We start from the raw sequence: 17,643 nt of genomic DNA on the forward strand, positions 1-17,643 counted from the left end.
GGGCGCATCACGGCGGCTTTTTCACGATGGCCCTATAATCCGGCCTTCGTGTAAATAGACTGTCAGCTCACGTGCCATCATCCACCGATACCCTGCTGGAACTGCGCGATGTCGATTTCGGCTACGGCGACAGGCTCGTCCTGTCCGGCCTGAACATGCGCTTTGCGCGTGGTCAGGTGGTGGCGGTCATGGGCGGCTCGGGCTGCGGCAAGACGACGGTGCTGCGCTTGATCGGCGGCCTCGTGCGTGCGCGCCGCGGCGAGGTGCTGTTTCAGGGCCAGGATGTCGGCGCGCAGACGCGCGAGGGGCTCTACGCGCTGCGCCGGAAGATGGGGATGCTGTTCCAGTTCGGCGCGCTTTTCACCGACATGTCGGTGTTCGAGAACGTCGCTTTCGCGCTACGCGAGCACACCGATCTCCCCGAAGAACTGATCCGCGACCTCGTGCTGATGAAGCTCAATGCGGTCGGGCTGCGCGGTGCGCGTGACCTGGCGCCGTCGGAAATCTCAGGCGGCATGGCGCGTCGCGTTGCGCTCGCGCGTGGCATCGCGCTCGACCCCGAACTCATGATGTACGACGAGCCGTTCGCAGGTCTCGATCCCATTTCACTCGGCATCACGGCGAACCTCATTCGCACGCTCAACGACGCGCTGGGTGCGACGTCGATCCTTGTCACGCACGACGTGCCCGAGTCCTTCGCGATCGCCGATTACGTCTACTTCCTCGCCAACGGGAAGGTGCACGCACAGGGCACACCTGCCGAGCTGCGCGCTTCGACGGACCCCACGGTGCGCCAGTTCATTGACGGCGCGCCCGACGGTCCGTTCCACTTTCACTACCCGACGAATGTGCCGCTCGCCGCGGACTTCGGCGTGGGCGGAGGCCGCTCATGATCGGCGCAATCAGTTCGCTCGGGCGCGCCGTGATCGAGCAGGTCACGCGCGCCGGTCACGCGACACGCTTCTTCGTGCGGCTCGTGCTGGAATTTTTTCCGCTCCTGCGCCGCCCGCGGCTTGTCACGAAGCAGATCCACTTCGTCGGTAATTATTCGTTGCTGATCATTGCCGTCTCGGGGCTCTTCGTCGGTTTCGTGCTCGGCCTGCAGGGCTATTACACGCTGAACCGCTACGGCTCCGAGCAGGCGCTCGGTTTGCTCGTTGCACTTTCGCTCGTGCGCGAACTCGGGCCGGTCGTGACCGCGCTCCTGTTCGCGGGCCGCGCAGGCACGTCGCTCACCGCCGAAATCGGTCTCATGAAGGCCGGCGAGCAACTCACCGCGATGGAAATGATGGCCGTCGATCCGGTACGGGTCGTCGTCGCGCCGCGCATGTGGGCCGGCGTGATCGCCATGCCGATCCTCGCGGCTATCTTCAGCGCGGTCGGTATCCTCGGCGGCTACGTGGTAGGTGTGCTGCTGATCGGTGTCGATGCCGGCGCGTTCTGGTCGCAGATGCAAGGCGGCGTGGATGTCTGGGCCGACGTGGGCAACGGTGTGATCAAGAGCATCGTGTTCGGTTTCGCCGTGACGTTCACCGCGCTCTACCAGGGCTACGAGGCCAAGCCGACACCGGAGGGCGTCTCGCGCGCGACCACGAAGACGGTCGTGTACGCGTCGCTCGCGGTGCTCGGCCTCGACTTCCTGCTCACCGCACTGATGTTTAGCTAGGGCCCGGCGTTTGGCCAGACCCGGCCGCGCGGCTGGCGTTATCGGTGCTATCGGCGCCGCGAAGAATTCTGATTGGGATGACGATGAAAAAGACTGCTCTCGACTTCTGGGTCGGCCTGTTCGTGGTGTTGGGCTTCATCGCGCTGCTGTTTCTCGCGCTGAAGGCTGGCAACATGAGCTCGCTGTCGTTCCAGTCGACCTACCCCGTGAAGCTCAAGTTCGACAACGTCGGCGGCCTCAAGCCGCGCGCGGCTGTCAAGAGCGCGGGCGTGACGGTGGGCCGTGTGGCGTCGATCGGCTTCGACACGAACACGTTCCAGGCGCTGGTGACGATCAACATCGACCAGCAGTACCAGTTTCCGAAGGACACCTCGGCGAAGATCCTGACCTCGGGGCTGCTCGGCGAGCAGTACATCGGCCTGGAGCCAGGCGGCGACACCGAGGTGCTCAAGGCGGGCGATACCATTGCGATGACGCAGTCGGCGATCGTGCTCGAGAACCTGATCGGCCAGTTCCTCTACAGCAAGGCGGCCGATTCCGGTGCGGCCAAACCGGCGAGCGGCCAGGGCGCCGCGCCGGAGCCGGCGAGCCCGGCGGCAGCCTCGGGCGCGGCCGGCAAATAAGGAGAACGACAATGACCACGATGCGCATGCGTGCTGCCGCGATTGGGGTCGCGGCGTTTGCAATGGCGGGGTGCGCGACGGTGCAGACGCCGTCGAAGGAAGATCCGTGGGAAGGCTTCAATCGCACGGTTTTCAAGTTCAACGACACAGTCGACCAGTACGCGATCAAGCCGGTCGCGCAGGGCTATGAGAAGGTGACGCCGCAGCCGGTGCGTGACAGCATCACGAACTTCTTCGCGAACATCGGCGACGTCTACAACGTCGCGAACAACCTGCTGCAGTTGAAGATCGCCGACGGTGTGCAGGACATCATGCGGATCGTGATCAACACGGTCTTCGGTGTCGGCGGCCTGTTCGACGTGGCGACGCTCGCAAAGCTGCCCAAGCACAACCAGGATCTGGGCCTGACGCTCGGTCACTACGGTGTGCCGGCCGGACCGTTCCTCGTGCTGCCGCTCTTCGGACCGAGCACGGTGCGCGACGCGATCGGTACGGGCGGCAACTATTTCATCAATCCGCTCACTTACGTGAATCCGGCGGCGGCCAGTTGGGGGCTGTACGGCCTGAACCTTACGAGTACACGCGCGAACCTGCTCGGTGCAACCGACCTGCTCGAAGGCGCTGCAATCGACAAGTATTCGTTCGTGCGCAACGCCTATCTGCAGCGCCGCCGCTATCTGCTGTCCGACGGGCGGAGCGGTGCGTCGTCGAATCTGCCGGACTACGGCGAAGGCGCGCCGCCGCCGAACTACGAAGACGTCGAACAAGGCACGGCCGCTGCACCGGCTGCGTCGGGTGCGGCCGCCACGGCTCCAGCCGCGGCCCCGGCTGCGCAGGGCGCGACTGGCATGTCGCCTGCCTATCCGGGGGGCGAGCCGGCGCCGCTCGTCGGTCCGGCTGGTGCGACCGGAACGACGGGCGCCGCTGCGCCGCAGGGTGCCTCGGGCCCTGGCTCGACCACTGTCCCGGCGGACCAGATGGTCCCGCCCGCGCGTTTTGGCTATCCGGCGCTGCGTCTTCGCTGAAGCACTGATCGGATGTATTTGTCAGACGTAGTGTCGGCAGTAACAAGCAGAAACGCTTGTCTCGGAATCGTCGCAGTTTAAGGGTGGAGCCCGATTGAACTCGCGTGATATCGTTGGCGTCCAACGGGGTGCTTCCTTCCCAGCTTGCAGGACTTGATATGAAAAAATTCTTTCTGTTTCCGCTTTTCGCCATGTTTTTTGCGCTGACCGGTGTCGCGTCGGCCCAGTCGGTGGACACGAGCAACCCGGATGCGCTGATCAAGGCCGTCACGCAGCAGGTGATGGACCAGATTCGCAACGACAAGACGATCCAGTCGGGCGACATCGGCAGGATCACGCAACTCGTGAACGAAAAGATCCTGCCGTACACGGACTTCCGCCGCACGACGCAACTCGCGATGGGTCGCAACTGGCGCGCAGCGACGCCCGAACAGCAGACGCAGGTCGTCGAGCAGTTCAAGACGCTTCTGATCCGCACGTACTCGGGCGCGCTCGCCCAGGTCCGTAACCAGCAGATCGACTACAAGCCGTTCCGCGCGAATCCGGACGACACCGACGTTGTCGTGCGTTCGGTCGTGATGAACAACGGCCAGCCGATCGAGCTCGACTACCGTCTGTACAAGACGCCGCAAGGCTGGCGCGTGTATGACATCAACGTGCTCGGCGCGTGGCTGATTCAGGCGTACCAGCAGCAGTTCCAGGAAAAGATCCAGCAGGGCGGGGTGGATGGCCTGATCCAGTTCCTCACGCAACGCAACCAGCAACTCGCGTCGGGCAAGACCTCGTGAGCGCGAGCTTCGACACCGGCACCACACTGACACACGAGAGCGCGAATGGCGTGCTCTCGGCGGGTCTCGCGCGGATCGCGGCGGGCGCCACTGCCGTCGATTGCGCGCCGCTCGCGCAATTCGATTCGTCGGCGCTTGCTGTGCTGATCGCCTGGCAGCGCGCCGCCCGTGAACGCGGCGCCAGGCTCGACGTCCTCAATCTGCCTCCCAAGCTCGCGAGTCTCGCGCACGCTTACGGCGTCGATCCGCTCCTCTTCGAGCGACATTGACGCGCGGCGGCCTTCCCCACGGTTTGTCCGGGCCCGCCGCCGCTCATCCCCCCTCAGGCCAGGTCGAGCCTCACGACTTTGCCCTATAATCAACCGTTTTTTGGGCTTTGCCGCCGGATTTCCGGTGGCGCGGACGGCGACACGAGCTGCCCCCCAATTCCGGACTTCCCCGCAGCATAGATGCACTTTTCGGCCGCACCGCGATCAGACGGGCGGCGCTCCAGTCATGCCAGCCATCGAAATTCGTAACGTCAAGAAGCGCTTCAAGGCGCTCCAGGCGCTCAAAGGCGTCAGCTTCACGGTCGAAGAGGGCGAGTTCTTCGGGCTGCTTGGCCCGAACGGCGCGGGCAAGACGACGCTCATCAGCATCCTCGCGGGTCTCGCTCGCGCGGACGAAGGCTCGATTGCCGTGCGCGGTCACGACGTGGTCCACGATTATCGCAACGCGCGCCGCAATCTCGGCGTCGTGCCGCAGGAACTCGTGTTCGACCCCTTCTTCACCGTCCGCGAGACGCTGCGCCTCCAGTCCGGCTACTTTGGTCTGCGCAATAACGACGCGTGGATCGACGAGATCATGGCGAACCTCGATCTCACCGAAAAGGCCGACGTCAACATGCGTGCGCTTTCGGGCGGCATGAAGCGCCGCGTGCTCGTCGCGCAGGCGCTGGTGCACCGTCCGCCCGTGATCGTGCTCGACGAGCCGACCGCCGGCGTCGACGTCGAACTGCGCCAGACGCTCTGGAAATTCATCTCGCGCCTGAACCGCGAAGGCCACACGATCGTGCTGACTACGCACTATCTCGAAGAGGCCCAGGAACTGTGCGACCGCATCGCGATGCTCCGCCGCGGCGAGGTCGTCGCACTCGAGCGCACAAGTGCGCTCCTGCAGCGCTTTGCCGGCATGCAGCTCTACCTGCGTTTTTCGGACGGTGTGCTGCCAGCCGAACTGCGCGCACTCGAAGTCGATCCGTCGAATGTCAATGCGCGCCACCATCTGCTGCGGCTTGCCGACTACAGTGAAGTCGAGCGTATTCTGGCGCTGTGCCGCGCGAATGGTTGCACGCTCGAAGAAATGGAAATCCGCAAGGCCGATCTGGAGGATGTCTTCGTGCAGGTGATGAGCGGTTCGGAAGTCATCGAGGGGTTGGCATGAGCGGCTACAGTGGTTTCAGCACGCTGTTTTACAAGGAAGTGCTGCGTTTCTGGAAGGTTGCCTTCCAGACCGTGCTCGCGCCGGTCATCACCGCGCTGCTGTATCTGACGATCTTCGGTCACGCGCTGAGCGGCCATGTCGAGGTGTATCCCGGCGTCGAGTACACGGCCTTCCTGATTCCCGGCCTCGTGATGATGAGCGTGCTGCAGAACGCATTCGCGAATAGTTCGTCGTCGCTGATTCAGTCCAAGATCACCGGCAATCTCGTCTTCGTGCTTTTGCCGCCGCTCGCCGCATGGGAGATGTTCGGCGCTTACGTCCTTGCGTCGATCGTGCGCGGGCTCGTGGTTGGCGCAGGCGTGTTCCTCGTGACGATCTGGTTCATTCCGATGACCTTCTCCGCGCCGTTCTATATCCTGGCGTTCGCGGTGCTCGGTTCCGGGATTCTCGGCACACTGGGCCTCATCGCGGGCATCTGGGCCGAAAAGTTCGACCAGCTCGCCGCGTTCCAGAACTTTCTGATCATGCCGCTCACGTTCCTTTCGGGCGTGTTCTACTCGACGCATTCGCTGCCGCCTGTGTGGCGTGAAGTGTCGCGGCTCAATCCGTTTTTCTACATGATCGACGGCTTCCGCTACGGCTTCTTCGGCTTGTCCGACGTGAACCCGTTCATCAGCCTCTCGATCGTTTTCGTCTTCTTCGTGGCGCTCGCCGCGCTTGCGATGCGTCTCATCGCGACCGGCTACAAGCTGCGCCACTGAGCATCAACGTCCAGGAAACTCTCACCATGTTGCCGACTCCGGAACAGATCAAGCAGTACATCGCGGCAGGGCTCGCGTGCGAGCATCTCGAAGTCGAAGGCGACGGCCAGCACTTCTTCGCGACCATCGTCTCGCCGGCCTTCGAAGGCAAGCGCCTGATCCAGCGCCATCAGATCGTTTATGCGGCGCTCGGCGAGCGCATGCGCGAGGAAATCCACGCGCTCAGCATGAAGACGCTCACGCCAGCAGAATGGCAGAACGCATAATCCGGAATATCAGTGCGAATCACCCAGGATAAAGAAGGCGTCGCCAGCGGCGCCGCTCAATCGAATGACGCGGCACCGCAGGCGGGCCGCAGCAATCAGGAAACCAATCAGGAAACTTCGGGCATGGACAAACTCGTCATCGTTGGCGGACAGAAGCTCGCGGGGGAAGTGACCGTTTCGGGTGCGAAGAACGCGGCGTTGCCGATTCTTTGCGCCGGTCTCCTGAGCGCGGAACCGGTCCATCTCGACAACGTGCCCGACCTGCAGGACGTGCGCACCACGCTCAAGCTGCTTGGCCAGATGGGCGTGCGCACCGAGCAATCGGGTCATCGCGTGCAGCTCGATGCCGCGAACGTGAGCAATCTCGTGGCGCCCTATGAGCTCGTCAAGACCATGCGCGCGTCGATCCTCGTGCTCGGGCCGCTCGTCGCGCGCTTCGGCGAGGCGAAGGTGTCGCTGCCGGGTGGCTGCGCAATCGGTGCGCGCCCCGTCGATCAGCACATCAAGGGCCTGCAGGCGATGGGCGCCGAGATCAACATCGAGCACGGCTTCATCGAGGCGCGCGCGAAGCGCCTGAAGGGCGCGCGCATCGTCACCGACATGATCACGGTCACCGGCACGGAAAACCTGCTGATGGCCGCCGTGCTCGCCGATGGCGAGACGGTGATCGAAAACGCCGCGCGCGAGCCTGAGGTCGCGGATCTCGCGCATCTGCTCGTCGCGATGGGCGCGAAGATCGACGGCATCGGCACGGACCGTCTCGTCATTCAGGGCGTCGACAAGCTGCACGGCGCGAAGCACACGGTCATTCCCGATCGCATCGAAGCAGGTACGTTCCTTTGCGCGGTCGCGGCCGCAGGCGGCGAGCTCACGTTGCGCAACATTCGCCCGCGCATTCTCGACGCCGTCACCGACAAGCTGCGCGAAGCGGGCGTGACGATCGAGGAAGGCGACGACTGGATGCGTGTACGCATGAACACGCGCGCGCGCGCCGTGAACCTGCGCACTTCCGAATACCCCGCGTTCCCGACCGACATGCAGGCGCAGTTCATGGCGCTCAACGCGATTGCGGACGGTACGTCACAGGTCGTCGAAACGATCTTCGAGAACCGCTTCATGCACGTGCAGGAGCTGAACCGGCTCGGCGCGAGCATCACGATCGACGGCAATACCGCGCTTGTCGCCGGTGTCGAAAAGCTGTCGGGCGCCAAAGTGATGGCGACCGACCTGCGGGCTTCGGCAAGTCTCGTGATCGCGGGCCTGTGCGCCGAAGGCGAAACGCTGATCGACCGCATCTATCACCTCGACCGCGGCTACGACCGCATGGAAGTGAAGCTCAACGCGGTCGGCGCGAACGTGAAGCGCATCAAGGGGAGCGCAGCATGAGCACGCTTGCTCCGACGCCGGCCGCTGCCGCAAGCGCACCGCTCACGCTTGCGCTCTCGAAGGGCCGCATCTTCGAAGAGACGATGCCGCTCCTCGCCGCAGCAGGCGTGCAGGTGGCCGAAGATCCGGAGACGTCGCGCAAGCTGATCCTGCCGACGACCGATCCGAACCTGCGCGTCATCATCGTGCGCGCGAGCGACGTGCCCACCTACGTGGAGTACGGCGCAGCGGACTTTGGTGTCGCGGGCAAGGACGTGCTGCTCGAACACGGCGGCAGCGGACTTTATCAGCCGATCGACCTCGACATCGCGCGTTGCCGCATGTCGGTGGCCGTCGCGGCGGGCTTTGATTACGCGAGTGCAGTGCGCCAGGGCGCGCGTCTGCGCGTCGCGACGAAATACACGGAAACCGCGCGGCAGCACTTTGCGGCGAAGGGCGTGCACGTCGACCTCATCAAGCTGTACGGTTCGATGGAACTGGCACCGCTCGTCGGCCTCGCCGATGCAATCGTCGACCTGGTCAGCTCAGGCGGCACGCTGCGCGCGAACAACCTGGTCGAGGTCGAGGAGATCATGCCGATCTCGTCGCGCCTCGTGGTGAACCAGGCGGCGCTCAAGCTCAAGCGCGCCGCACTGCGGCCGATCATCGACGCGTTCGAACGCGCTTCGCACCGCGACGCTTGAGGGTGCTTAAGGCTGCATGAGGCCGCTTCAGGCCGCACAAGGCGAAAGCGCCGCCCGCTCGTCACGTGTTCAAACGTGACGGGCGCCTAACCGATACGGATGGATATCAGCATGGCTATCACGATTCGCAAACTCGATTCCAGCGCCGACGGCTTCAAGAAGGCACTGCACGCGGTGCTCGCGTTCGAGGCGAGCGAGGACGAGGCGATCGAGCGCTCGGTGGCGCAGATCCTCGCTGACGTGAAAGCGCGCGGCGATGCCGCCGTGCTCGAGTACACGACCCGCTTCGACCGCCTGAACGCGACCAGCGTCGCGGCACTCGAACTGCCGTTTGCCGAACTCGAAGCGGCGCTTGAGAGCCTCGAACCGAAGCGGCGTGCCGCGCTCGAGGCAGCGGCGGCGCGCGTGCGCGGCTACCACGAGAAGCAGCGCATCGAATGCGGCTCGCATAGCTGGCAGTACACCGAAGCCGATGGCACGGTGCTCGGCCAGAAGGTCACGCCGCTCGACCGCGTGGGCCTCTACGTGCCTGGCGGCAAGGCTGCGTATCCTTCGTCGGTGCTGATGAACGCGATTCCGGCGCGCGTCGCGGGCGTGCGCGAGATCGTCATGGTCGTGCCTACGCCCGATGGCGTGAAGAACCCGCTCGTGCTGGCGGCGGCGCTGCTCGGCGGCGTCGATCGCGTGTTCACGATCGGCGGCGCGCAGGCTGTCGCTGCGCTCGCCTACGGCACCGACACGATTCCCGCCGTCGACAAGATCTGCGGCCCCGGCAACGCCTATGTTGCGTCGGCCAAGCGCCGCGTGTTCGGCACGGTCGGTATCGACATGATCGCGGGCCCGTCGGAAATCCTCGTGATCTGCGACGGCACGACCGATCCGCGCTGGGTGGCAATGGACCTGTTTTCGCAGGCCGAGCACGACGAACTCGCCCAGTCGATCCTGCTGTGCCCGGACGCAGCGTTCATCAAGCGCGTGGAAGACGCGATCGGCGAACTGTTGCCGACGATGCCGCGCGCCGACGTGATCGCCACGTCGCTCACGAACCGCGGCGCGCTCGTGAAGGTGCGCGATATGGCGGAAGCCTGCGCGATCGCCAACGAGATCGCACCGGAGCACCTCGAAATCTCGGCGCTTGAGCCGCAGAAGTGGGGCGCCGAAATCCGCCACGCAGGCGCGATCTTCCTCGGCCGCTACACGAGCGAGAGCCTCGGCGACTACTGCGCCGGGCCGAATCATGTGCTGCCTACGTCGCGTACCGCACGTTTCTCGTCGCCGCTCGGCGTCTATGATTTCCTCAAGCGGTCGAGCCTCATCGAGGTCAGCGCGGAAGGCGCACAGACGCTTGGCGAGATCGCCGCGGAGCTGGCCTACGGCGAGGGCCTGCAGGCTCACGCGCGCAGCGCCGAATACCGGATGAAGTGAGTCCGGGCCTTCGGGCAGGCGCGCACGGCCGTTGATGCATCGTGTGAGCGCGCGCCCGAAGTGCGATATCGGAAGTCCTGCCAGTAGACGTCTGGCAAGCGAGAAGCCCTACGACAACCTGAGCGGCCTCGAAGCCGCTCGTGAGATGCTTGCCCCGCTCGCGAGGGCGAAGTCCGCCTGACCGGGTCAGTCCACTATGACAACGCCACAAGACATCATCCGTCGCGATGTGCTCGCGATGACCAGCTATCCCGTGCCCGACGCTACCGGCTTCGTGAAGCTCGACGCTATGGAGAACCCGTTCGGGCTGCCTGCCGCGCTGGCAGCGAAGCTGGGCGAGCATCTGGCGGCCGTTGCGCTGAACCGCTATCCCGCGCCGCGCCCCGAGGCGCTCATCGCGAAGCTCAAGGCCGCGATGCGCGTTCCCGACGGGTGCGAAGTGCTGCTCGGCAACGGTTCGGACGAGATTATCAGCCTGATCACGATGGCGTGCGCGACGCCGGGCGCGAAGGTGCTCGCGCCGGTGCCGGGCTTCGTGATGTACGCGATTTCGGCGAAGTTCGCCCACGTCGATTTCGTCGGCGTGCCGCTCACCGCCGACTTCATGCTCGACACCGAAGCGATGCTCGCGGCGATCGCCGAACACCGTCCGTCCGTGATCTGGCTTGCGTACCCGAACAACCCGACCGGCACGCTTTTCGATGACACCGCAATCGAACGCATCATCGCGGCTGCGCGAGCGGCGCACGGTCTCGTCGTCATCGACGAAGCGTATCAGCCGTTCGCACAGAAAAGCTGGATGCCGCGCGCGGGCGAATTCGACAACGTGGTCGTGATGCGTACGATGTCGAAGCTCGGGCTCGCGGGCATCCGGCTCGGGTATCTCGCGGGGCGGGCGTCGTGGCTCAATGAGTTCGACAAGGTGCGTCCGCCGTACAACGTGAATGTGCTCACGCAGGCAACCGCGAGTTTCCTGCTCGACCACATCGATGTGCTCGACGCGCAGGCCGCGCAACTACGCGCCGAACGCGCGGACCTGGCCGCCGCTGTGGCGAAGCTGCCGGGCGCCGAGGTCTTCGAAAGCGCGGGCAACTTTCTGCTCGTGCGCGTGCCTGATGCCGACGCGGTGTTCGATACACTTCTCGGCGCGAGGGTTCTGATCAAAAACGTGGGTAAAATGCACCCATTGCTGGCGAATTGCGTTCGTTTGACCGTCGGGACGCCCGACGAAAACGCACAATTGCTCGCCGCCCTGAAGCTCGTGCTTAAATGAGCTTCGTTCTCCAACCCCTCTAACCCTCCTGTTACGGGCTGATTGAAGGAAATTGCCATGCGCGTCGCGCAAGTCGTTCGCAACACCAGCGAAACGCAAATCCGCGTCAAGATCAATCTGGACGGCACCGGCGAGCAGAAGCTCGCGACCGGCGTGCCGTTTCTCGACCACATGCTCGACCAGATCGCACGACACGGCTTGATCGATCTCGAGGTCGAGGCGCACGGCGACACGCATATCGACGACCACCATACGGTGGAAGACGTCGGCATCACGCTCGGACAGGCGGTGGCGCAGGCCATCGGCGACAAGAAGGGCATCCGCCGCTACGGCCATGCCTATGTGCCGCTCGACGAAGCGCTCTCGCGCGTCGTCATCGACTTCTCGGGCCGTCCGGGCCTCGAATTTCACGTGCCGTTCACGCGCGCGCGCATCGGCACGTTCGACGTCGATCTGTCGATCGAGTTTTTTCGCGGCTTCGTGAACCACGCGGGCGTGACGCTTCACATCGACAACCTGCGCGGGCTGAATGCCCACCATCAGATGGAAACCGTGTTCAAGGCGTTCGGCCGCGCGTTGCGCCAGGCCGCCGAACTGGACGAGCGCGCGGCGGGCAGGATCCCGTCGACGAAGGGTAGCCTCTAACGTACGATCAACCGATCCGAGCGAACGGACACGCGCACCGGGACGTGCGCCCAGCGCCGCACTTTTGCGGTCGCCGGGCTGTAAGTCGCGCCGGGCGCGCAGCGTGCTCCGCGGACGCTGCCGCGCGGCGAGCGAATCGCGATGCTTGGACAGGAATGGGTCTGGACGGCGCTTCGGAACGCGTATGCGTTGCCAACGCCACGTAAAGCCAAGGGCAAGGCCCGAGCGGCCTGATTCGAGATGAAAACTTCAATTGCGATTGTGGATTATGGGATGGGCAACCTGCGTTCGGTGGCCCAGGCGCTGAGGACGGCCGCGCCGGAAGCCGACGTGGCGATCGTCGAGCGTCCCGAGGCGATTCGCGCAGCCGATCGCGTCGTGCTGCCCGGTCAGGGCGCGATGCCCGACTGCATGCGCAGTCTCGCCGAGTCCGGCCTGCAGGACGCCGTGCTGGAAGCCGCGCGCACGAAGCCGCTGATGGGCGTGTGCGTCGGCGAGCAGATGCTCTTCGACTGGAGCGCGGAGGGCGACACGAAGGGCCTGGGTCTTCTGCCCGGCAAGGTCGTGCGCTTCGAACTGCAAGGCCAGCTTCAGGACGACGGTTCGCGCTTCAAGGTCCCGCAGATGGGCTGGAACGTCGTGCGCCAGGCGCATGCCCACGCGCTGTGGGACGGCGTGCCCGACAACAGCTATTTTTACTTCGTACACAGTTATTACGTAGTGCCGGACAATGCGACGCACACTGTGGGTGAAACGCCGTACGGTGCCGCCTTTACCTCGGCGGTGGCGCGGGATAACATCTTCGCCACTCAATTCCACCCGGAAAAAAGCGCTGCGGCGGGTTTGCGCGTCTATCGCAACTTCGTCCACTGGAACCCGTGATATTGCGCGCACACTGAAGGTGCAGGTTGTGGCGGTCTCGCTGCGGCGTCCGCTAACCCGACTTACATCAGCAAGACCCCCGAAAGACTTGTACTAAACTAGCGAAACGGCTCCGGATCGGGCCTTTTTTCCACCGGCGCCGGTTGAATTCAACCACATTCCCAGACATCACCCGAAGCTATGCTGCTGATTCCGGCCATCGATCTCAAAGACGGTCACTGCGTGCGCCTCAAACAAGGCGATATGGACCAGGCGACGATTTTTTCAGAGGAACCAGCGGCGATGGCCCGACATTGGGTCGAGCGCGGTGCACGCCGCCTGCACCTCGTCGATCTGAACGGTGCGTTCGCAGGCAAACCGAAGAACGAAGACGCGATCCGCGAGATCATCGCGGAAGTCGGTAACGAGATCCCCGTGCAGCTGGGCGGCGGTATCCGTGACCTCGACACCATCGAGCGCTATCTCGACGACGGCCTTTCGTACGTCATCATCGGCACGGCCGCGGTGAAGAACCCGGGCTTCCTGCACGAAGCGTGCACGGCGTTCGGGGGGCACATCATCGTCGGTCTCGACGCCAAGGACGGCAAGGTCGCCACCGACGGCTGGAGCAAGCTGACGGGTCATGAAGTCGTGGATCTCGCACGCAAGTTCGAGGACTACGGCGTCGAATCGATCATCTACACCGACATCGGCCGCGACGGCATGCTCCAGGGCATCAACATCGACGCGACGGTGCGCCTTGCGCGCGCGGTGAAGATTCCGATCATCGCGAGCGGCGGCCTCTCGAATCTCGGCGACATCGACGCGCTGTGCGAGGTCGAGGGCGAAGGCATCGAAGGCGTGATCTGCGGCCGCGCGATCTACTCGGGCGATCTCGACTTTACCGCCGCGCAAACGCGCGCAGACAGCCTGCGCGAAGCGGACGACGCGTAAGAACGTTACGCGCCGCTGGCGTTTCGTGAAGGGCCTGCGCGTGCGCAGGCTTCCCTGGTTTCAGCCCGGTCGGCGTGGCATCTGATGCGGCTTCACCGCACCCTCACGCGTGCGATATTTTCGCGACAGAGCAGTGGCGTGAGGCGGACGGTACGCGCAGGTCGCCACCAGCAGCAAAGCGCGCGACAATGACCCGTCGCCGTCTGGCACAAGCTGGCACAAGCGCGTGCGCGAAAGCGCAGGCGGTGCGCGTCCGGATGCGCCGTTACGCCGTATCCGGGGGCAGACCACCCACGAGCAGGCCCTCCCACTGGTTCAATCGACTGGCTACTTCGGCAAGATCATGGCTCTACCCAAACGCATCATCCCCTGTCTCGACGTGACCGCCGGGCGGGTCGTCAAGGGCGTCAATTTCGTCGAGTTGCGCGACGCGGGCGACCCGGTCGAAATCGCGCGCCGCTACGACGAGCAGGGCGCAGACGAACTCACCTTCCTCGACATCACCGCGACTTCGGACCAGCGCGACCTGATTCTTCCGATCATCGAAGCGGTGGCCTCGCAGGTCTTCATTCCGCTGACCGTCGGCGGCGGCGTGCGGGCCGTGGCGGACGTTCGCCGCCTGTTGAACGCGGGTGCGGACAAGATCAGCATGAACTCGTCGGCGGTCGCGAATCCACAGCTCGTGCGCGATGCCGCCGACAAGTACGGCTCGCAGTGCATCGTCGTTGCGATCGACGCGAAGCGCGCGTCGGCGCCGGGCGAACCATCGCGCTGGGAAGTGTTCACGCATGGCGGCCGAAAGGCGACGGGCATCGACGCGGTCGAATGGGCGCGCAAGACGGCGGAACTCGGCGCGGGTGAGATCCTGCTGACGAGCATGGACCGTGACGGCACGAAGAGCGGCTTCGATCTCGACCTGACACGCTCGGTTTCCGACGCGGTGTCGATTCCCGTGATCGCCTCGGGCGGCGTGGGCGGCCTGCAGGATCTCGCGGATGGCATCGTGAAGGGCCACGCCGACGCGGTACTCGCGGCGAGCATCTTCCACTACGGCGAGCACACGGTCGGCGAGGCCAAGCGCTTCATGGCCGACCAGGGTATTTCGGTGAGGTTGTGATCGTGACGACAAACGCAACGCCGGGCGCGACCTGGCTCGACAAGGTCAACTGGGACGCCAACGGCCTCGTGCCCGTGATCGCGCAGGAAGCCACGACCGGCGACGTGCTGATGTTCGCGTGGATGAATCGCGAGGCGCTGGCGAAGACGGTCGAAACGGGCCGTGCCGTGTACTTCTCGCGCTCGCGTCAGCGTCTGTGGTTCAAGGGCGAGGAGTCGGGCCACGTGCAGCATGTCCGCGACATCCGCCTCGACTGCGACGAGGACGTCGTGCTGCTAAAGGTCGAGCAGGTCTCGGGCATCGCGTGCCACACCGGCCGCCACTCGTGCTTTTTCCAGCAATTCGATGGCACTGTCGACGATGGCCAGTGGGTCGCCGTCGATCCCGTGCTGAAAGACCCCGAACACATCTACAAATGACGCAACTCACTACGAATGACACGCTGCTGCGCCTCGCGGCGGTGATCGACAGCCGCAAGGGCGGCGACCCGGACGCTTCCTACGTCGCGCGCCTCTTCCACAAGGGCGACGACGCGGTGCTCAAGAAGATCGGCGAAGAGGCCACCGAAGTGGTGCTCGCGGCAAAGGACGTGCGCCAGGGCGGTGCTCCGACGGCGCTGGTCGGCGAAGTGGCCGACCTGTGGTTTCACTGCCTTGTCGCGCTTTCGCATTTCGACCTGAGTCCCGCTGACGTGCTGGCGGAACTGGAACGCCGTGAAGGACTTTCGGGGCTCGAGGAAAAGGCGCTGCGCAAGAGTCGCGAGCGCGAGCAGAACGGCGACTGAGCCCTGAATCGGGGCGCCATCGACCCGGAGATAACCAGCATGTCCATGCCCGGCGGCTTTCCGCCCCCAACCGTTCACGATCCGCTCGATGCGGACCGTCTGCGCAGCCTGCGCACGTTCACGCACGTCCTCTACGGGCTTTACGCCGTCTACTGGCTCACGGGCGGCATATCGGTGCTGGTTGCGATCATCCTGAATTACCTCAAGCGCGACGAGGCGCTCGGCACGCCTTACGAGCAGCACTTCACGTGGCAGATTCGCACCTTCTGGCTGGGGCTCGCGGGGCATCTGATCGGGATAGCGCTATTCCTCGTCCTTATCGGCATACCTATTTTGTGGGCTGTCGCTATCTGGACGTTGTACCGTATTATTAAAGGCTGGTTGTATTTGTATGACAACAAGCCGCTGGCCAACCCGCGCGGGTGGGTTTGAAGGCCGGCTCAGCAGGCTTTCCGGTACGGCCTTTCGGGCTGCAACCGGGGCTGCGCACCGGAGTGGCGCACCGCCGCCGTTCACCCATCGCCGGCCATGCTCACCAGGAGCACCATGAGTCACGACCGCAGTACCTGTCTTTTCTGCAAGATCGCCGACGGCGAAATTCCGAGTTCCCGCGTCTACGAGGACGATGAATTTGTTGCCTTCCGGGACATTCGCCCGGCTGCGCAGACACACGTGCTCGTCATCCCCCGGCGGCATATTTCCACACTGTCAGATTGCGGTGAAAACGACGCCCCGCTGCTTGGTAGAATGCTCGTATTGGTCGCACGCCTCGCGAAAGAACTCGGTGTCGCGTACACGGGCGGCGAGAGCGGATTTCGCACGGTCGTGAATACGGGGCCGGGTGGCGGGCAGGAGGTGTATCACCTGCACGCGCATCTGCTCGCCGGCCCGCGACCCTGGCTGCGCATGGGCTGAACGTCACATCGACGCGGCATTGCATCAGCACTATTATCGGTTCGCGCCGTTCCGGGTTTGGGGGGGGCGCAAATAACAGGCGCGATCATTGCGCACTGACCGTTTTCGCGGCGCAAGCCGCGACGACGGGGTTAAGGAGAGAAGGGATCATGGGTTCGTTGAGCATTTGGCACTGGCTGATCGTTTTGCTGATCGTGGCACTCGTCTTCGGGACGAAGAAACTGCGTAACATCGGCAGCGACCTCGGCGGTGCGGTAAAGGGTTTCAAGGACGGCATGCGCGAGAGCGAAGCGGGTGCCGCCGACCAGCAGAAGCGCGAATTGCCGGCTAGCGGCGACACGATCGATGTCGAAGCCAAGGACAAGACCGCGCGTTCGAACGACTACCGCTAAGGCGGCGGATTCGTTCCATCTCAGGCTGACCGGAATCTCCATTCATGCTCGATCTGGGTCTCACCAAGATGGCGCTGATCGGCGTCGTCGCGCTCGTGGTGCTCGGGCCGGAGCGGTTGCCGCGCGTTGCGCGCACCGCCGGGGCGCTGTTCGGCCGCGCGCAGCGCTACATCAACGAGGTCAAGTCGGAAGTCACGCGCGAGATTGAACTCGACGAGTTGCGTCGCATGAAGACGGAATTCGAGAACTCTGCGAAGAGTGTCGAGCAGACCGTCCAGGACCACCTGCGCAAGCACGAAGCCGAACTGAACGACGCGTGGAATTCGGGCACCTCGGTATCGCCGGGTATTGCTGGCAGCGCGAGCGGCCTGGAGCCGGGTGTTGGGGATCCGTCCGCGGTTGCGGACAGCAGCACGGGCGCGGATCTGGCATCGTCGTGGCGCAGCGGCAACGCGGGCGCCCCGCAGGCGAGACGCAAGAACTGGCGCCTGAAGCAGACCGCGACGCCTGTCTGGTACAAGCGCGTTTCGCTGCGTCGCACGCGCGTGCAGTCGGGTGCAGCGCGCGTCGCGCAACACACCCCGGACAGCCTGCGCCGTCAGCGGCGCTTCTTCTGATGCCCCTTTCGGGCGTGAATATCTTCAAGCAAGGGCCGGT

At 64.4% G+C, this 17,643-nt stretch carries 23 protein-coding genes; all 23 read left to right on the forward strand.

Annotated elements, in window-relative coordinates; genetic code table 11:
- Window positions 1–71: 71 nt before the first annotated feature.
- Window positions 72–893 (forward strand): ABC transporter ATP-binding protein, encoded by an 822-nt coding sequence (locus D1Y85_RS21170; RefSeq protein ID WP_124153028.1) that lies wholly within the window; start codon window positions 72–74, stop codon window positions 891–893.
- On the forward strand, window positions 890–1,666 hold the full coding sequence (gene mlaE / locus D1Y85_RS21175; RefSeq protein ID WP_124153029.1) for a lipid asymmetry maintenance ABC transporter permease subunit MlaE: 777 nt from the start codon (window positions 890–892) through the stop codon (window positions 1,664–1,666). Before D1Y85_RS21170 ends, mlaE begins: the two co-directional genes overlap by 4 nt.
- 77 nt (window positions 1,667–1,743) lie before the next feature.
- Window positions 1,744–2,289, forward strand: coding sequence for an outer membrane lipid asymmetry maintenance protein MlaD (gene mlaD / locus D1Y85_RS21180; protein WP_185219060.1), 546 nt, complete (start codon window positions 1,744–1,746; stop codon window positions 2,287–2,289).
- 11 nt (window positions 2,290–2,300) lie between these two features.
- Window positions 2,301–3,314 (forward strand): MlaA family lipoprotein, encoded by a 1,014-nt coding sequence (locus D1Y85_RS21185; RefSeq protein ID WP_124153031.1) that lies wholly within the window; start codon window positions 2,301–2,303, stop codon window positions 3,312–3,314.
- A gap of 158 nt (window positions 3,315–3,472) precedes the next feature.
- Window positions 3,473–4,102: an MlaC/ttg2D family ABC transporter substrate-binding protein gene (locus tag D1Y85_RS21190; protein ID WP_124153032.1), complete on the forward strand. Its 630-nt coding sequence runs from the start codon at window positions 3,473–3,475 to the stop codon at window positions 4,100–4,102.
- Window positions 4,099–4,371, forward strand: coding sequence for an STAS domain-containing protein (locus D1Y85_RS21195; protein WP_124153033.1), 273 nt, complete (start codon window positions 4,099–4,101; stop codon window positions 4,369–4,371). The genes D1Y85_RS21190 and D1Y85_RS21195 overlap by 4 nt, the downstream gene beginning before the upstream one ends.
- 226 nt (window positions 4,372–4,597) lie before the next feature.
- Window positions 4,598–5,524 (forward strand): ABC transporter ATP-binding protein, encoded by a 927-nt coding sequence (locus D1Y85_RS21200; protein WP_124153034.1) that lies wholly within the window; start codon window positions 4,598–4,600, stop codon window positions 5,522–5,524.
- Window positions 5,521–6,285, forward strand: coding sequence for an ABC transporter permease (locus D1Y85_RS21205; RefSeq protein WP_124153035.1), 765 nt, complete (start codon window positions 5,521–5,523; stop codon window positions 6,283–6,285). The genes D1Y85_RS21200 and D1Y85_RS21205 overlap by 4 nt, the downstream gene beginning before the upstream one ends.
- 26 nt (window positions 6,286–6,311) lie before the next feature.
- Window positions 6,312–6,551, forward strand: coding sequence for a BolA family protein (locus tag D1Y85_RS21210; protein WP_124153036.1), 240 nt, complete (start codon window positions 6,312–6,314; stop codon window positions 6,549–6,551).
- Window positions 6,552–6,569: 18 nt separating this feature from the next.
- On the forward strand, window positions 6,570–7,937 hold the full coding sequence (gene murA / locus D1Y85_RS21215; RefSeq protein WP_425466964.1) for a UDP-N-acetylglucosamine 1-carboxyvinyltransferase: 1,368 nt from the start codon (window positions 6,570–6,572) through the stop codon (window positions 7,935–7,937).
- Window positions 7,934–8,620, forward strand: a complete 687-nt coding sequence (gene hisG / locus D1Y85_RS21220; RefSeq protein WP_124153037.1) for an ATP phosphoribosyltransferase — start codon at window positions 7,934–7,936, stop codon at window positions 8,618–8,620. Before murA ends, hisG begins: the two co-directional genes overlap by 4 nt.
- Window positions 8,621–8,731: 111 nt before the next feature.
- Complete coding sequence (hisD, locus tag D1Y85_RS21225) at window positions 8,732–10,045, forward strand: histidinol dehydrogenase (RefSeq protein WP_124153038.1); 1,314 nt, start codon at window positions 8,732–8,734, stop codon at window positions 10,043–10,045.
- Between the two features lie 196 nt (window positions 10,046–10,241).
- The gene (hisC, locus tag D1Y85_RS21230; RefSeq protein WP_124153039.1) at window positions 10,242–11,318 is read left to right on the forward strand and encodes a histidinol-phosphate transaminase; all 1,077 of its coding nucleotides are present in this window, start codon (window positions 10,242–10,244) and stop codon (window positions 11,316–11,318) included.
- Between the two features lie 57 nt (window positions 11,319–11,375).
- On the forward strand, window positions 11,376–11,963 hold the full coding sequence (gene hisB, locus D1Y85_RS21235; RefSeq protein WP_124153040.1) for an imidazoleglycerol-phosphate dehydratase HisB: 588 nt from the start codon (window positions 11,376–11,378) through the stop codon (window positions 11,961–11,963).
- Window positions 11,964–12,203: 240 nt separating this feature from the next.
- Window positions 12,204–12,845: an imidazole glycerol phosphate synthase subunit HisH gene (gene hisH / locus D1Y85_RS21240; RefSeq protein ID WP_124153041.1), complete on the forward strand. Its 642-nt coding sequence runs from the start codon at window positions 12,204–12,206 to the stop codon at window positions 12,843–12,845.
- A 180-nt stretch (window positions 12,846–13,025) separates the two neighbouring features.
- On the forward strand, window positions 13,026–13,778 hold the full coding sequence (gene hisA, locus D1Y85_RS21245; protein ID WP_124153042.1) for a 1-(5-phosphoribosyl)-5-[(5-phosphoribosylamino)methylideneamino]imidazole-4-carboxamide isomerase: 753 nt from the start codon (window positions 13,026–13,028) through the stop codon (window positions 13,776–13,778).
- Window positions 13,779–14,121: 343 nt separating this feature from the next.
- Complete coding sequence (hisF, locus tag D1Y85_RS21250; RefSeq protein WP_124153043.1) at window positions 14,122–14,895, forward strand: imidazole glycerol phosphate synthase subunit HisF; 774 nt, start codon at window positions 14,122–14,124, stop codon at window positions 14,893–14,895.
- A gap of 2 nt (window positions 14,896–14,897) precedes the next feature.
- Entirely contained in the window at window positions 14,898–15,314 is a 417-nt protein-coding gene (gene hisI / locus D1Y85_RS21255) for a phosphoribosyl-AMP cyclohydrolase (RefSeq protein WP_124153044.1), read from the forward strand.
- On the forward strand, window positions 15,311–15,679 hold the full coding sequence (locus D1Y85_RS21260) for a phosphoribosyl-ATP diphosphatase (protein WP_124153045.1): 369 nt from the start codon (window positions 15,311–15,313) through the stop codon (window positions 15,677–15,679). Before hisI ends, D1Y85_RS21260 begins: the two co-directional genes overlap by 4 nt.
- A gap of 39 nt (window positions 15,680–15,718) precedes the next feature.
- Entirely contained in the window at window positions 15,719–16,111 is a 393-nt protein-coding gene (locus tag D1Y85_RS21265; protein WP_124153046.1) for a DUF4870 family protein, read from the forward strand.
- Between the two features lie 114 nt (window positions 16,112–16,225).
- Window positions 16,226–16,594 (forward strand): histidine triad nucleotide-binding protein, encoded by a 369-nt coding sequence (locus D1Y85_RS21270; protein ID WP_124153047.1) that lies wholly within the window; start codon window positions 16,226–16,228, stop codon window positions 16,592–16,594.
- A gap of 149 nt (window positions 16,595–16,743) precedes the next feature.
- Window positions 16,744–16,986 carry a Sec-independent protein translocase subunit TatA gene (tatA, locus tag D1Y85_RS21275; protein ID WP_124153048.1) on the forward strand — a complete coding sequence of 81 codons (243 nt, stop codon included), beginning with the start codon at window positions 16,744–16,746 and terminating at the stop codon, window positions 16,984–16,986.
- Window positions 16,987–17,030: 44 nt separating this feature from the next.
- On the forward strand, window positions 17,031–17,603 hold the full coding sequence (tatB, locus tag D1Y85_RS21280) for a Sec-independent protein translocase protein TatB (RefSeq protein WP_124153049.1): 573 nt from the start codon (window positions 17,031–17,033) through the stop codon (window positions 17,601–17,603).
- The last annotated feature ends 40 nt before the right edge of the window (window positions 17,604–17,643 follow it).

Origin of the sequence: Paraburkholderia dinghuensis (assembly GCF_003837865.1) — a bacterium.
Classification (GTDB): domain Bacteria; phylum Pseudomonadota; class Gammaproteobacteria; order Burkholderiales; family Burkholderiaceae; genus Paraburkholderia; species Paraburkholderia dinghuensis.

What these genes read in the sequence shown, in the direction of transcription:
- mlaE (WP_124153029.1), top strand. Translation starts at nt 890, where the DNA reads ATGATCGGCGCAATCAGTTCGCTCGGGCGCGCCGTGATCGAGCAGGTC.
- mlaD (WP_185219060.1), top strand. Translation starts at nt 1,744, where the DNA reads ATGACGATGAAAAAGACTGCTCTCGACTTCTGGGTCGGCCTGTTCGTG.
- D1Y85_RS21185 (WP_124153031.1), top strand. Translation starts at nt 2,301, where the DNA reads ATGACCACGATGCGCATGCGTGCTGCCGCGATTGGGGTCGCGGCGTTT.
- D1Y85_RS21190 (WP_124153032.1), top strand. Translation starts at nt 3,473, where the DNA reads ATGAAAAAATTCTTTCTGTTTCCGCTTTTCGCCATGTTTTTTGCGCTG.
- D1Y85_RS21200 (WP_124153034.1), top strand. Translation starts at nt 4,598, where the DNA reads ATGCCAGCCATCGAAATTCGTAACGTCAAGAAGCGCTTCAAGGCGCTC.
- D1Y85_RS21205 (WP_124153035.1), top strand. Translation starts at nt 5,521, where the DNA reads ATGAGCGGCTACAGTGGTTTCAGCACGCTGTTTTACAAGGAAGTGCTG.
- D1Y85_RS21210 (WP_124153036.1), top strand. Translation starts at nt 6,312, where the DNA reads ATGTTGCCGACTCCGGAACAGATCAAGCAGTACATCGCGGCAGGGCTC.
- hisG (WP_124153037.1), top strand. Translation starts at nt 7,934, where the DNA reads ATGAGCACGCTTGCTCCGACGCCGGCCGCTGCCGCAAGCGCACCGCTC.
- hisD (WP_124153038.1), top strand. Translation starts at nt 8,732, where the DNA reads ATGGCTATCACGATTCGCAAACTCGATTCCAGCGCCGACGGCTTCAAG.
- hisC (WP_124153039.1), top strand. Translation starts at nt 10,242, where the DNA reads ATGACAACGCCACAAGACATCATCCGTCGCGATGTGCTCGCGATGACC.
- hisB (WP_124153040.1), top strand. Translation starts at nt 11,376, where the DNA reads ATGCGCGTCGCGCAAGTCGTTCGCAACACCAGCGAAACGCAAATCCGC.
- hisH (WP_124153041.1), top strand. Translation starts at nt 12,204, where the DNA reads ATGAAAACTTCAATTGCGATTGTGGATTATGGGATGGGCAACCTGCGT.
- hisA (WP_124153042.1), top strand. Translation starts at nt 13,026, where the DNA reads ATGCTGCTGATTCCGGCCATCGATCTCAAAGACGGTCACTGCGTGCGC.
- hisF (WP_124153043.1), top strand. Translation starts at nt 14,122, where the DNA reads ATGGCTCTACCCAAACGCATCATCCCCTGTCTCGACGTGACCGCCGGG.
- D1Y85_RS21260 (WP_124153045.1), top strand. Translation starts at nt 15,311, where the DNA reads ATGACGCAACTCACTACGAATGACACGCTGCTGCGCCTCGCGGCGGTG.
- D1Y85_RS21265 (WP_124153046.1), top strand. Translation starts at nt 15,719, where the DNA reads ATGTCCATGCCCGGCGGCTTTCCGCCCCCAACCGTTCACGATCCGCTC.
- D1Y85_RS21270 (WP_124153047.1), top strand. Translation starts at nt 16,226, where the DNA reads ATGAGTCACGACCGCAGTACCTGTCTTTTCTGCAAGATCGCCGACGGC.
- tatA (WP_124153048.1), top strand. Translation starts at nt 16,744, where the DNA reads ATGGGTTCGTTGAGCATTTGGCACTGGCTGATCGTTTTGCTGATCGTG.
- tatB (WP_124153049.1), top strand. Translation starts at nt 17,031, where the DNA reads ATGCTCGATCTGGGTCTCACCAAGATGGCGCTGATCGGCGTCGTCGCG.